Origin of the sequence: Trichocoleus desertorum ATA4-8-CV12, from assembly GCA_019358975.1 — a bacterium.
In the GTDB taxonomy this organism is placed as follows: Bacteria; Cyanobacteriota; Cyanobacteriia; order FACHB-46; family FACHB-46; genus Trichocoleus; species Trichocoleus desertorum_A.
Window position 1 is genome coordinate 25462 of the sequence record JAHHIL010000008.1, and the last position, 12809, is coordinate 38270.

Annotated in this window: 12 protein-coding genes and 1 pseudogene; 4 read left to right on the forward strand and 9 right to left on the reverse strand. The window is 48.4% G+C overall.

Annotation, left to right across the window (positions count from 1 at the left end):
- Positions 1 to 28: 28 nt before the first annotated feature.
- A complete protein-coding gene (locus KME12_09300; GenBank protein ID MBW4487974.1) occupies positions 29 to 898 on the forward strand; it encodes a ferritin-like domain-containing protein in 870 nt (289 codons plus the stop codon).
- Between the two features lie 106 nt (positions 899 to 1004).
- On the opposite strand, the gene KME12_09305 is transcribed toward KME12_09300, so the two are convergent.
- Together KME12_09305 and KME12_09310 are read right to left on the reverse strand one after the other, a co-directional pair.
- A complete protein-coding gene (locus KME12_09305; protein ID MBW4487975.1) occupies positions 1005 to 1736 on the reverse strand; it encodes an anti-sigma factor in 732 nt (243 codons plus the stop codon).
- 10 nt (positions 1737 to 1746) lie between these two features.
- Positions 1747 to 2334, reverse strand: a complete 588-nt coding sequence (locus tag KME12_09310) for a sigma-70 family RNA polymerase sigma factor (protein ID MBW4487976.1) — start codon at positions 2332 to 2334, stop codon at positions 1747 to 1749.
- Between the two features lie 184 nt (positions 2335 to 2518).
- Here KME12_09310 and KME12_09315 point away from each other — a divergent pair, with 184 nt between their 5' ends.
- Complete coding sequence (locus tag KME12_09315) at positions 2519 to 3310, forward strand: AhpC/TSA family protein (protein ID MBW4487977.1); 792 nt, start codon at positions 2519 to 2521, stop codon at positions 3308 to 3310.
- Between the two features lie 12 nt (positions 3311 to 3322).
- Here KME12_09315 and KME12_09320 read toward each other — a convergent pair whose 3' ends face one another.
- The 4 genes and pseudogenes from KME12_09320 to KME12_09335 form a co-directional block, all read right to left on the reverse strand.
- On the reverse strand, positions 3323 to 3652 hold the full coding sequence (locus KME12_09320; protein ID MBW4487978.1) for a hypothetical protein: 330 nt from the start codon (positions 3650 to 3652) through the stop codon (positions 3323 to 3325).
- Positions 3653 to 3739: 87 nt separating this feature from the next.
- A complete protein-coding gene (locus tag KME12_09325; GenBank protein MBW4487979.1) occupies positions 3740 to 4699 on the reverse strand; it encodes an orange carotenoid-binding protein in 960 nt (319 codons plus the stop codon).
- 372 nt (positions 4700 to 5071) lie between these two features.
- A pseudogene (locus KME12_09330) lies at positions 5072 to 5634 on the reverse strand (Uma2 family endonuclease).
- A gap of 127 nt (positions 5635 to 5761) precedes the next feature.
- Positions 5762 to 6331 carry a hypothetical protein gene (locus tag KME12_09335; protein MBW4487980.1) on the reverse strand — a complete coding sequence of 190 codons (570 nt, stop codon included), beginning with the start codon at positions 6329 to 6331 and terminating at the stop codon, positions 5762 to 5764.
- 218 nt (positions 6332 to 6549) lie between these two features.
- On the opposite strand from KME12_09335, the gene KME12_09340 reads away from it, so the two are divergent.
- Positions 6550 to 7419 carry an alpha/beta fold hydrolase gene (locus KME12_09340; protein MBW4487981.1) on the forward strand — a complete coding sequence of 290 codons (870 nt, stop codon included), beginning with the start codon at positions 6550 to 6552 and terminating at the stop codon, positions 7417 to 7419.
- 106 nt (positions 7420 to 7525) lie between these two features.
- On the opposite strand, the gene KME12_09345 is transcribed toward KME12_09340, so the two are convergent.
- Entirely contained in the window at positions 7526 to 7915 is a 390-nt protein-coding gene (locus tag KME12_09345; GenBank protein MBW4487982.1) for a phospholipid-binding protein, read from the reverse strand.
- A 284-nt stretch (positions 7916 to 8199) separates the two neighbouring features.
- On the opposite strand from KME12_09345, the gene ilvN reads away from it, so the two are divergent.
- On the forward strand, positions 8200 to 8718 hold the full coding sequence (gene ilvN, locus KME12_09350; protein MBW4487983.1) for an acetolactate synthase small subunit: 519 nt from the start codon (positions 8200 to 8202) through the stop codon (positions 8716 to 8718).
- Here the strand turns inward: ilvN and KME12_09355 are convergent.
- Both KME12_09355 and KME12_09360 read right to left on the reverse strand, forming a co-directional pair.
- Positions 8715 to 10178, reverse strand: a complete 1464-nt coding sequence (locus KME12_09355) for a diguanylate cyclase (GenBank protein ID MBW4487984.1) — start codon at positions 10176 to 10178, stop codon at positions 8715 to 8717. The two genes, ilvN and KME12_09355, sit on opposite strands and share 4 nt — an antisense overlap.
- 380 nt (positions 10179 to 10558) lie before the next feature.
- On the reverse strand, positions 10559 to 12712 hold the full coding sequence (locus KME12_09360; protein ID MBW4487985.1) for a pentapeptide repeat-containing protein: 2154 nt from the start codon (positions 12710 to 12712) through the stop codon (positions 10559 to 10561).
- Positions 12713 to 12809 lie beyond the last annotated feature (97 nt).

A 12809-nucleotide genomic window follows, 5' to 3' on the forward strand; every position in this document is an offset into this window, starting at 1 on the left:
CTTGCCGCCCTACCGCTGGTTCAAAACCATGTTTGATCATTTAGGGAATCTAGGGAGCCAGGTGCGACGCATCACGACAGCGGTTCAAAGCCTTTTACTGATCATCACTTTTGTCTTGCTCTCATTTGCCATTGCTCCCACTAAGGCGGCCTTTGCGCAAACGGCAACCTTGAATCCTCAACAAGTCGTTGAATACGCCTTAACGTTAGAAAAGCTGGAAGCGGACTTTTATCTTCGGGCCAACAACGCGATTCAAACGGGCAGGATCAATAATGCGCCACCTATTGCTCAAGCGGCATTAGTTTCTTATGGCCAAGACGAACAACAACATGTTACCGATCTCTCAGCAGTGCTACGGTCCTTGGGCGGCAATCCAGATGCAGTCACCATCCCAGCCAGCCCAGTTTATACCGCCATTCTGGGTCGCGATCCCTTTGCCAATTTGCCAGATTTGCTCTTAGCCCTCCAGTATGTGGAAGATTTAGGGGCAGCGGCCTATAAGGGGCAAGTGCAAAACTTACTGGCAGCTAATGCAGACACTATTCTGGCTGGAGCGCTAGAAATCCATACAGTAGAAGCCCGCCATGCGGCTGGTATCCGCTTCTTGCGTCAAACTCTGTTAGGTGCAGATATCCGCCCCTGGATTAGAAGCGAAAGCGAAGTGATTTACAACGAAGTGCGGTCGGGCTTGCCCATCCCCTTTGAAAACGAGGCGTTTGATGGCTTTGCGACCGAGGATGAGGTCCTAAAACTGGTCGGTCCTATCCTAGCGGCATCCCCACAATCCACTGGCCCCGCTGCTGAGACGAATACCATGATGGGCAATGTCACCCAGCAAGATTGTCCCGCTGGTACGACCCTCCAATTTATCTCTGGCGGATTTGCTTGCATGTTCTAAGCAACCGAAAATTCTATCGGAACTCCTGTTTATGTGGGAGGGGTGGCTGGGCTGCTCCTCCCACAAGCGTTTTGGCAGTTAACTGGTTGGCGATCGCAGACCTGGCTCAAATCCGACCAGTCATTACGATGGGGCCAACGGGTTGCGGAGGAGAGGGAATGGGTTCCAAGCTGACAGCCAAAGTCGAGGCGGCGGAGCTACAAGCTGGATCTGGCAGAAAAAGCTGGTTCAAAACCATGCCTTGAGAGTTAGCAGCAAACTGGCCGCAAGGGATTTTCTGCTCCTGGTTGATCGCCCAAAGTCGGTAGATTTGATCACCAGCGGGAGCAGGTAGATTTTTTAGCACAATGACCGCCGTTTGGGCGTTGAGATTGATCACCACGCTACCAGAAGCCGTGGTTGCTTGCTCAGTACCCACCAGAGTTAATAGGCGTGTGCTGGGCTCCTGCAATAAGGTAATGACAGTATTCCGGGACCGTGCTGCCAGCAGTTCTTGGCGCAGGCGATAGTTATCCAACCCTAACCCCAAGGCAAGCAGGGCGGCTATACCAGTCCCCACCAGACTCCAGCGAAAAGGCGATCGCGATCGGACTGGACGACTGGATGCAGTTCGAGCCGACGCCAAAATAGCTGAACGTAGACGAGCGGGAAGTTGCAATTCCGGCAGGCTGTAGGGTAGAAGCGCTAAGACTTCTCGCAAACGAGCCACTTCAGACCCAATCTCCGGATGATCGGCCAGCAATTGCTGAAATTCTTCAGTTTCCTCAGGGCTGAGGTCCTCAAGAACATAACCGATGATTAATTCTTCTACCTGCTCAGAAAACCAAGACTCGGTCATAGGGCAACTATCAGATGAAGCCTCGTAACGTTTGCTTCAATTTCAGTAAACCTTGGCGAACCCTCGTCTTTACAGTTCCTAGCGGGATGCCTAATTGCTTGGCGATTTCTGCTTGGCTAAAGCCTTCAAAGTAAGCCATTTCTAGTGCTTGACGCTGTGTGTGCGAAAGTTGGACTAAGCCGTCCTCAATCTGCTGCGATCGCTCTTGAAGAGAGGCTTGCTCAAAGGGTGTCATCACTATCTTTTCTGGCAGAGGTGACTGACGCCAGCGCTCTAGATCTTTGAGAGCTACATCACGAGAGCGGAGTTTGGCGATCGCTAGTGATCGCGTCATAGTTAGCAGAATACTATTGAGCGATTCATGAGCCGAGTGATATACATCATTGTGCCAGAAGGCCAAGAACACCTCTTGAGTTAAATCTTCTGCCTCTTGAGGATGCTTCAAGAGTTTAAGAGCTAGCCCATACACCAAACCCGCATAGGTGTCATACAGCAACGCTAAGGCCGCAGGCTTTCGGGCCTTTAGGGCTTGCCAGATCTCCTTATCGGTTGTGATTGGTAAGGAGGTTGGTTCAGAACCAGAAGAATCAGCATCCATTCTAGACAACTAGTTCGAAACCATAAAATGATCGCGTGATACCTGCAACAGCTATTCATCTCACAGTCTTTAAACTATACACAACTAACAACCCTGCTTGAGTAAGAATCGGTTGAGGCGATCGCCCTGCTGATTGTTTATACTTTCCTAGTTTCTCCTATGCCTTTTCACTAGACCCGTTTCTATGGATACTTATACAATCTTCAGTCAGGCTCAGCGGCAGCGGGTGAGCGATGGAGCGATCGCCCCAATTCTGAGTGGCTTTGAGTCTACCGCCAAGCAGTTGGTATTGGTCTGGTCGCAACTAGGAGACTTTGACAGCTTGGAATATGCCTGGTGGCTCCAACGAGAAGCGGAACAGCTCCAAGCTCAAAACATCACGATCCGGGCAGTAGGAATTGGCGATCGCGCTTCGGGCCAAAAATTCTGCGACTACACAGGTTTCCCTGCTGACTGTTTGTTTGTAGACCCCACCGCAGAACTGCACCGCCAACTCAATCTCTATTCTGGTCTATCACTCAAGCTACCCACTCTTTCCACAGCTCAGAATGCTTGGATCAACCTGATGCTGATGTGTGCTGGAATTGGTAGCCCTGGGACGCTAGCTGAAGTGTTTCGGGGTTATCGAGGCGATCGCCAAGCCCCACAACTCATTGCCGAGGAGGAAGTGGTGCAAGCCAAACCGCTCCCTCCCTTCAAAGGCTCATTCTTCAAACTGGCAGGTGGCCAAGGATTTCAACGCCCTTTTGAGCTTGCTACCTTACGACTGCGGAATATGACAGAAGTGCTCAGCCACTGGAGAACTTACGTACCCGATGCCGCTTACATCACGCAACGGGGAGGCACCTTTCTATTTAATGCTCATGGAGAGTTGCTCTACGAACATCGCGATCGCGGTATCCTCGGCTTTGCAGAAAATATGAGTAACCCGCTGTCGTTTCTGTCCGATGGATCTTGTCTCAATGTAGGTTCTTAGGCAGGGCATCCCTCACATGCGTGTCAGAGCTGCTATTTTGGTCAGCTTATCTCCTTCTAGCCCCTCCAGCTCCTTGAGATGCAGCCAACCTTCCTTAACCAACTGAGCAAACACAAAGATCAGCACTGAGTATTTATAGTCATATTTGCCATCCAACTGGTGTCTTCTTGCGCTTAAAAAATCATGTAATAGCCATGTATCATCCAATTTCGTGATCGTGCTGGCTCTTTCACGAACCTCTTTGATCAAAGCATTAATTTCTCGTTCGTAGGCTCTCTCAAAAGCTGACTGAGCTACTTGCTTCTCTCCATGAGACCATTCAACGTCACTCATTTGCACTATTTCTGTACCATCTAGTCAAGACAAAAACTGAGCGCCCTTTATGAGAGCGCTCACAATCGTTCAGAGTTTATCTACAGGGTTACTTCTCTAGCGAATCAAGTTCAGCAGTTCTTTAGGAGAAGCCAACAGATCAATTGCCACAAAGAAAATCTTGCCTTTAGGATTGATCAAGAATCGCCAAGCCATATTCATGCCGACAGCGGCACCGAACCAAGGAGTTTGGACTTTGCCAGTGACTTTTATTTGGGTATAACCGTCTTCTGCGGGTTCAGAAACACCTCGCTCTGGGATCAGATTCAGATTTTGACATTCTTCGTTAAAGAATTGAAGGATGCCATCTCGGCCCACAATCGGTCTTTGAAAAGGAGGCTGAAGAGCACCGTCGGGTGCGAACAACTCAATCAAAGCACCAAAGTCATTGGCATTTAAATTGTTCATGTAGCTCAGCACCGTCGGGTTATCAACCCCTTCAATGGTGACTTGAGTACGCTGTGAAATCTCCTTGGGAGTAACAACAGGTTCAGTAACTTTGGTATAGTCACCCAACTTACCTGGGTCAAACCCCATATCAACTACAGAACTGCGTAAGACTGTAATCTGTTGACCTTGATCTAGTTCTCTAACCGCTTGCAGTACTGCTGAGGCGTTGGCGGAGAGTTGATAGCCTGCTGGAATGGGAGCCACAATTCCCTCGTCCATCCATTGCCCAAGCTTGTACCAGAATCCTAGTTTGATGTTTGCAGACCAAGCAGCGTAGGTGCGACAAATTGGGGTGTCGGCATGGTTTGCCAAGTCACACATGACTTGCGTTTGTTCAGCAAAAGTCATTTTCCGAATCTGATCTAGAGTTGCTTCTGCAAACTGCATACTGGCAGCTCCAGGAGCAGCAACGGTAATGGTCTGGCCCATCTCAAGATAAGCGAACCAAGTCCATGCTAGTTGGTCTTCGGCACTAAGTTGTTTGAATCTGGCGATCGTAGCTGGTACTGCATCAGCAAATAGAGTTTGAGGAAAAATTCCACGAGCTGAGTCAATCGTAATTGGCATAGTACTGGCCTAACCTTAATGAGATTTACAACTGACGAAAAGACGCACTCCAGCGCGTTTCCACGCTGAAGCTTCAGCAATCTGTTAAAACAGTAACATTAAATTTCACAAAACTTAATAAACATTTACATAAAGCCGCAGATTTACCTTCATCTTGCAAAAACAGCACCTGATGGGTTTACTTAGTTTTGCTGCTCACCCCTCAATACCGCTCTACCCAAAACTTAAGTAAGCGAACGTTGCCCATAAACCGCCTCAAGCAGCCTTAAATGCTGGGCAGACATAATGCTCTGGGCGATCGCGGCATCCTCGGTTTTGCAGAAAATATGAGTAACCCGCTGTTGTTTTTGGCAAGTGAAACCAAGTAGATTGTCACTCTAGCAACCAAGCGAACAAATTTTCTACAGTCAGGTTCAGCCCTGCGGCAAAAACAGGCACAGGCAGCAATCCAGTCGGTTCGTCAAAGACCTCGATTCGCTGTTGGGGAAGGTAAACAAAGACAGTCTGCTCCCCTGGGTCAATCAACCAGCCCATTTCAGTACCATGTTTTAGACAATGCAAAATGTTTTTGGTGACTTTAGTTTGGCTCTGGTCTGGGGATAGGATTTCAATCATCCAATCTGGAGCGATCGCGAATGTATTGGCAACCTCCCCATTCTGATCACGGGGAATTCTTTGCCAAGCAAAAACAGAAATATCAGGAACCGTTGAGCGATCGCCATAGACATGCGAAGCAGGGCTTCCGAAGGGTAGGTACAGCGAAACTCAGGAAAGGCCCGACCTAAGCGTTGAGGTTTAATCACCGCATTGATGGCAGGTACCATCTCACCTTGAATTGAACTATGCTTTCCCTGAGGCATTGGCTTTTGAATGATTTGACCCTCAATGTACTCACTGGCTGGCTTAGTTTCTGGTAATGGCAGAAATTCCCCCATTTAAGTGGTGCTTGTACCATTGGTTTGCCTCCCAACTGCCAACTGGCTCTAATTTCCATTGTAAGTAGGAAAAGGTGCATCTAGTTAACAGTTGAGGTGTTGGGTTTCGTAGCCTCAACCTAACGTACTAGGCGATCGCACTATGAAAAACATTTTGAAAATCAAGACCAGTTAAGTTTGTGTTAATAACTAAATCTCGGAAAGCATCATTTGCATAGATTTCCGTGCGACTGAATTGCGGAATCTTAAACAGCATTACACCTATCAATGGATTTGTATAAAAGCTGTACCGCTTAATGCTTGCCACTCCTCCATCTGAAAAATACTCAATCTCACTTTTACTTTCATCAAGACAATCAATGATATTGATAACGTTGAGTACATTCATTTCTAACTTATCAACTTGAATGGGTAAGACTTCCACTTCTTCAGATATTGCCTCCCCAATATTTGAGAGTGCAAAGGCATCACAAATTAACACTCCCGGATCAATATCTGTAAAGTTGCCAATTTGTTTTTCTGGATCAAGCTCTGCTCTAAACATTTTCCATGCTTTTCCAATTTTTTGCCCTTCAAAGTCTGGCCAATCAGGGCAGAACTCAGAAATGTCTAGTATCCCCTCGCCTTCATCTTGCTCTACCAAACTGGCAGTTGCAAAATTTTTAGTATCAAAACGCACAGTCCAAATGTTTTTCATAATTGTTCACCATAGAAATTGTTGTTTCCAGTTAAGTTGTTAGTGCGATCGTCCCTCCCCTCCCCTTCTCTTCCTACACCCAAGCAACGAAACTTTGGCTTAGCATAGGCTTTAAGAGCAACTTTGAGGTGAGCGTGGTTACTTCTTTGCCTTGGCATCAGCGGGTTGGGAATCAGCGAGATTGGGTTTGGCGGGGGTGGCAAACTCGTTACACCTATATGCGGGCTGCACAGGGAGCCACCAGCAACACCCCTTTAATCTTGCTGCATGGGTTTGGGGCATCCATTGGGCACTGGCGACACAACCTAGAAGTGCTGAGTCAATCGCATACCGTGTATGCCCTGGATATGGTGGGGTTTGGGGCTTCGGAAAAAGCGATCGCCAACTACAACGCGGCTTTTTGGGTCGAGCAAGTTTACGACTTCTGGAAAACCTTTATTGGCAAACCTGTAGTGTTGGTGGGTAACTCGATTGGGTCATTAATTTGTATGGCAGCTGCCGCCGCTCACCCCGATATGGTCGCCGGGATTGCCATGCTGAGCTTACCGGACCCTTCCGCACGCGAAGAAGCCATTCCTCAGTTTCTCAGACCCGCGATCGCCACGCTCGAAGGTCTATTTGCTTCTCCACTCCTGCTCAAAACTATATTTAAGATTGTGCGTCGGCCTCAAGTTGTGCGGCCCTGGGCCAAAATCGCTTACGCCAACGCAGAAGCCGTCACTGATGAACTGGTAGATATTCTGACTGGGCCTGCTCAAGATCGCGGCTCAGCCCAAGCCTTTTGTGCCATTCTCAAAGCCATGACCAGCACTAAATTTGGGCCTAGTGTCAAGTCAGTGCTACCAACTCTACAAATCCCCATGCTGTTGATGTGGGGAAAGCAAGATCGCATGATTCCCTATAACTTGGCGCGTCAGTTCACCAGCTACAACCCCAACCTAAAGTTCGTCGAAGTGGATAACGCGGGACATTGCCTACATGATGAAGCGCCAGAGCAAGTGAATCAAGCAATTCTGGAGTGGATTGATTCTTGGCACCTAGCTAAAACAGCCGAATCTTCAGCTCTACCAGTTGCGATTGAAGAATGATGGTGCACAAAAAAATCTCTACTGAATTCAGTAGAGATCAAAACTAGGAAAGATAAAGTCCAACAGCAGTACAGGATAAATTTTGAGTTTGTCACGCGATGATGACTTAGCCAATCGTGACTTGATTAGTTTCTACGCCAGTTGCGCCATTCACGCCTCTAGCAACTGAAACCATTCGACTGAGAATATCTTGGCTCGGTACTTTGCCTTTCAGTACCACGGTGCCGCCAGTCTGAGCGACATACAGTGTCTCAATGTCATCCAGTTGAGCATCTTCGTCAAAAGCTAGAGCGACGCGCTTCGCCAAACCACTTTGGTCGTATTCACCATTTAGGCCAACACGTTCTGGTTCAGTGGTTTGGGTGGCAGCGGGAGCAGCAGATGGTTGCCCTGCGGGTGCATTTTGGGGGACTGCTTGAGGGGCAGGAGTCGCATTAATCGCCTGCTGAGGATTTTGAGGCTTCTTAACGCCAAATAATCTTTGTAACCAACCCATGTTCTTGCTCCGAATCAAACTTTACTTAACTTGATTAAAGAGAGTTCGGCTCAATCAGGCATCTGCCCAGGAAAAGAGGTCAGCAAGGAGCAGGGCTAACCCTATCGACAGAGGCTTAGTCAACTAATCTGCACAGAAATCTTAGCTGGTTGGGGTTGGGTGGGGCGGGCGAAACCCAGTAAACCGGATTTGGTGAATTAATAGTTTTCTAATTGAGAGAGAGCACGATAAAATGGCGGTCTATGTGCTGTTGCTACCAGCATTTTGGTTAGACAATTACTGCGATGAAACACACCCTTTCTGTTCTGGTTGAAGATGAAGCGGGAGTTCTAACCCGCATTGCTGGTCTGTTTGCCCGCCGGGGTTTTAACATCGAAAGCTTAGCCGTAGGGCCAGCCGAGCAGATGGGAGTCTCTCGAATTACGATGGTGGTTCCGGGCGATGACAACAGCATTGAGCAGCTCACGAAGCAGCTCTACAAGCTGATCAATGTCATTAAGGTGCAGGATATTACCGAAGTGCCCTGTGTCGAGCGGGAACTGATGCTGTTGAAAGTAAATGCAGTTAGCGCCAATCGTTCTGAGATTGTGGAACTGGCGCAAATCTTTCGGGCGCGGGTCGTAGATGTAGCGGAAGATGCTATCACTCTAGAGGTCGTGGGCGATCCGGGCAAAATGGTGGCGATCGTGCAGGTGTTGAATAAATTTGGCATCCGCGAAATTGCTCGCACCGGAAAAATTGCTTTAACTCGCGAGTCTGGGGTTAATACTGAATACCTGAAGTCCCTCGAAGCCAAGCTTTAGGAATTTGTGTCCAAGTTCTGAAGCGGAATTTCGATCCAAAATTCTGTCCCTCGCTCCGGTGCTGAAACACATCGGAGCATGCCTTCGTGTTTATCCACAATAATTTGGTAACTGATGGCTAGACCCAAGCCAGTGCCTTTTTGCATCGGTTTGGTGGTAAAGAATGGCTCAAACATTTTTGCCTGGACTGCTTCTGGGATGCCTGGTCCATTGTCATGAATCTGAATTGTAATGCGATCGCCCAGTAAGCAAGTCTTGTCTGACGAGTTTACAACTGCAACTTCATTGCTAGCAGCTCGGTTGCCAGTCGCTGGGTTCGCTACCGCTGTTTTAATCGTGATGACTCGCGGTTCTGGTTGCTCCTCCAAGGCATCGATCGCATTACTGAGAATATTTATAAATACTTGGTTGAGTTGGCTGGCGTAGCACTCCACCCGGGGTAAGTCACCATATTTTTTAACCACAGTAATTGCTGGATCACTTCCCTGCGATTTCAGTCGATTTTCCAAAATTAGTAGGGTACTGTCGATCCCAGCATGAATATCCACGGCTTTTCTTTCCGCTTCATCCAAATGGGCAAACGTGCGCAAGGATAAAACAATTTCGCTGATTCGTTCGGCTCCGACCTGCATAGAAGCTAATATTTGCGGCAGATCGCTGATCAAAAAATCAAGTTCGATCGCTTCACCCAATGCGGCAATCTGAGGGTGGGGTTGGGGATAAATCTGCTGATAAAGTTGCAGCAAAGCCAATAAATTTTGCGTGTATTGATCAGCGTGAACTAAGTTGCCGTAGATAAAGCTGACTGGGTTATTGATCTCATGGGCAATCCCTGCCACCATTTGGCCCAAGCTGGACATCTTGGCGCTTTGGATCAGTTGGGTTTGGGTTTGTTTCAGTTCCAGCAACGTTTGGCTGAGTTGTTGGGCTTGAATCGTAGCAGCTTCCGCTAAAGCGCGATTTTTGGCTTCACTCTCACGCAAGACTGCTTCCGTGTACTGGCGATCGCTGACTTCTTGTTGCAGTTGTTTAATCAACAACAACGTTGCCGTTCGCGCTTCTACCGAGTCTCGCAATTGTTCTGGATGGCGCTTTAATTCTGTCTCGGCTGGATGGCGTTGAGTAATATCCCGCATCGCGACCACAACGCTAGTGTCTGTGGCTTGAAGATGAATGCAAATACAAGAAATTTCTAAAATTAAAGCCGTTTCCTGGGGCTGAAATTCATAACAGGCAGTCGAATCCATCCGGCGATTGAAGGCCATAGTCACAGGATGAGTCGCGACCGAAACTGGTTCGCCATTTTGGGTTAAAGGCAGCAAATCAATCAGCTGGGTACCCAAAATATCAAATCGACTTTTGGCGACTAAGCGATCGAATGTCGGATTAGACCACTGAACTTTGCCCGATTCATCTGTCCAGGCGATCGCTTCCGTCATTGCTCCAAGCGCCACCTCCATTGTCCCCGGAGTTGTGGGCAATTTGCTGGCTAGGTCTGCGGCATCAGCTTTCATTTCATTTTTCGGGCTATTCAATAACACGTGACTCAGTTAAGTCACAAAAGGTTCTTAACAGTTTTGACAGCGATTAGATCGAGCAGCTGATGTCATTAAAATGACAGAATTTCCCCTGAAACAATCATTTTTTGTTGCAACCAACTCTGCGTAGAGCACCCTGATACAGAGTATCCTGGGCTTTTCAGAAGGACAATCACACTTAGGTAATATTTGATGCTGAAATAGCTCGTGATAGTATTTGCCGCCAGTCTTCAATATCTACTTGAAGTTTGCTGGCTTGAAATTCACCTGAAATTCACCTGAAATTCACCTGAAATTGAAATTCACCTGAAATAGATCAGCAGATTTAGTCCAGGAATCGTGCGCGAGAGTGTCCAAAGCAGCAAGGCAATGAAGAGAATGCCGAGGCTCCACTGATACCAAACCAAGGTTGTAATCAAACCAGGCATATCGCGATCGCGCAGACGAATGTCATTAAAACCGAAGCGTAATAAGTTGTTGAAACTAAAGTCGTAGTAGTTCAACCAGTTCCAGCGGCGATCCCACAGCAACGGCACATAACGCTCTTGAAACAGCGGAAAGCGAGGCATGATCGGCATCCGCCCAATCAGGAGGCGTAACTGACGCAGGCTACCCTCTTCGACAAAGTAGCTGACATCCATCAAGTTGTGGTAGCGGCCTTGCTGATATAGCCGTCCCAGCAACAGCAGTGGCACCGGGACAATCACCACGGCGAGGCAAGCTAAGGTGAGCCCAGGGCGATCGGAAGTTTGAAAAATCGTCACCAGACCGCCTAAGGACAACACACTAAAGCTACTCAAAACCGCAATTGTCTCGTAGAGAGTCGGCACAATGGGCTTAGGCCGTAGCCGTCGCAAGCGATCGATCAGCCAAAACAGCACGCCAAAGTAAGCGATCGCCACAATCTCCACCCCAAACACCAACCAGAAATTGGTGCCATATCGACTCAACAGCAACAGGAGACTGAGGCAGAGCCAGTGCAATCCATCTAAACCCCAGCCGACAAAGTTACGGGAATCGGCAGCAATGGCGCGATCGCGAATCTTGATGTAATCCGCTAAATCGATGCTGTCGAGGGTGAGCAGTTCGGTAAGTGAACGAAAGGGTTGCTCGACTCGACGTTGGGCGATCGCTGCTGCTTGGGCCGCCGAAAAACCAATTTTGACTAGACGGGGTAGAGAGGCGGTATTGATATTCGTACCTAGAAGTCGTTGCCGTAGTTCTTGCAACCGCAGAGATTCGGTTTTGTATTCAATTTGATTGGCGTCACTAATTTGCTCTAACTGGCGAAAGTTTCGTACCAAGTTCCGCAACAAGCTCTCATTACCTTGCAGTACTGGAACCGAGAGCGATCGCCCAATCTGGCCTGGATTACCCAGAAATTTGGCATGGTCGGCATCAAACTTTAACCCTGGCACATTCAAATAAGCTGCCTTACTAAAGCCTGCATCACTAAAGTCGGCTTGCTCCAAAATACTCGCCCCCCGCAGATTCACCGGACGACTAAACTGCACTTCTCGAAAGCTCACAGGCTGCTCAAATTCCGCTTCCGTGAGAAAGCAGGACTGCAAAAACCGACTCTTATTAAACTGAGCCGCTTCTTGCCAACGGGTTTGGGCCAAATCCGCATTGCCCTGCCACTGCACCCGACTGAAATTAGCAAATTGCCGAAAGATAGCCTGACTAAAGTTAGCAGTGCCTTGAAACTCACTGCTTTGGAAGTTAACCAGTCCTTGAAATTGCGACTGATTAAACCCAGCCCGCTCAAAAAAAATACTGCTGCGAAATCGAGCCTCTTGATTAAAAACAGTTCCAGCGAAACTGCTAGGTTGGCTGAAGCGGGTGCCCGACCAATCCGCCTCTTGGCTAAACCCAGTGCCTTGAGCTTCCACGCGGCTCAGAAAGAAAGTGTTGCTAAAGTTTGCTGTGCCCAGAAATCGAGTCTGAGCTAGTTTCAACGGGCCGCGAAACACGGCAATTTGTAAGGGAGCCAAAGCCTGTGTACCCACATTAGGAGTAGTAATCAGCGATCGCGACAGCTCACTCAAGCGTGATAAACGACGGCGATCGCGCCTCAGTTGCTCTTGCTCCGCTGCGGTAAAAATGGGTGACAATGCCTGCCCATACATCGGCGCTCTTAACCCCAATTGGTTGCCCGCAAACTCTCCCTGAATCACGGAATAGCTCAGGTCTAACCCTAAAGGCGACCCCGCCCGCTGCAATTGAGTTTGCAACAAACGGTAGAACTGATCGCGAAAAGTGGCATTTTCTAGCCGCAGATCAATCTCAAAACGGCGTAAATCAATCGTGCGAATCCCCTCACTCTGGGCTGGCGATCGCAACCGTTCTTGCAACAGATCTAAAGTTAGGAGGGTGCGTTCTGGTGGCGCGATCGCAGCCCAACTCGGTTGCGGCCACAGCAATCCCAGCAGCCCCACTAGAAAACAGCACAGCAGTAATAAGTTAATGATTCTTCTGATGAATAAGAGAGCGATCGCCCGTTCTGAACGACGCTCCCAGCAATTCCCAAATAGCCAGCGCAAGAATTTTGAT

What these genes read in the sequence shown, in the direction of transcription:
- KME12_09345 (MBW4487982.1), bottom strand. Translation starts at nt 7,915, where the DNA reads ATGGGTTGGTTACAAAGATTATTTGGCGTTAAGAAGCCTCAAAATCCT.
- KME12_09310 (MBW4487976.1), bottom strand. Translation starts at nt 2,334, where the DNA reads ATGGATGCTGATTCTTCTGGTTCTGAACCAACCTCCTTACCAATCACA.
- KME12_09335 (MBW4487980.1), bottom strand. Translation starts at nt 6,331, where the DNA reads ATGAAAAACATTTGGACTGTGCGTTTTGATACTAAAAATTTTGCAACT.
- KME12_09305 (MBW4487975.1), bottom strand. Translation starts at nt 1,736, where the DNA reads ATGACCGAGTCTTGGTTTTCTGAGCAGGTAGAAGAATTAATCATCGGT.
- KME12_09340 (MBW4487981.1), top strand. Translation starts at nt 6,550, where the DNA reads ATGCGGGCTGCACAGGGAGCCACCAGCAACACCCCTTTAATCTTGCTG.
- KME12_09355 (MBW4487984.1), bottom strand. Translation starts at nt 10,178, where the DNA reads ATGGAGGTGGCGCTTGGAGCAATGACGGAAGCGATCGCCTGGACAGAT.
- KME12_09325 (MBW4487979.1), bottom strand. Translation starts at nt 4,699, where the DNA reads ATGCCAATTACGATTGACTCAGCTCGTGGAATTTTTCCTCAAACTCTA.
- ilvN (MBW4487983.1), top strand. Translation starts at nt 8,200, where the DNA reads ATGAAACACACCCTTTCTGTTCTGGTTGAAGATGAAGCGGGAGTTCTA.
- KME12_09300 (MBW4487974.1), top strand. Translation starts at nt 29, where the DNA reads ATGTTTGATCATTTAGGGAATCTAGGGAGCCAGGTGCGACGCATCACG.
- KME12_09315 (MBW4487977.1), top strand. Translation starts at nt 2,519, where the DNA reads ATGGATACTTATACAATCTTCAGTCAGGCTCAGCGGCAGCGGGTGAGC.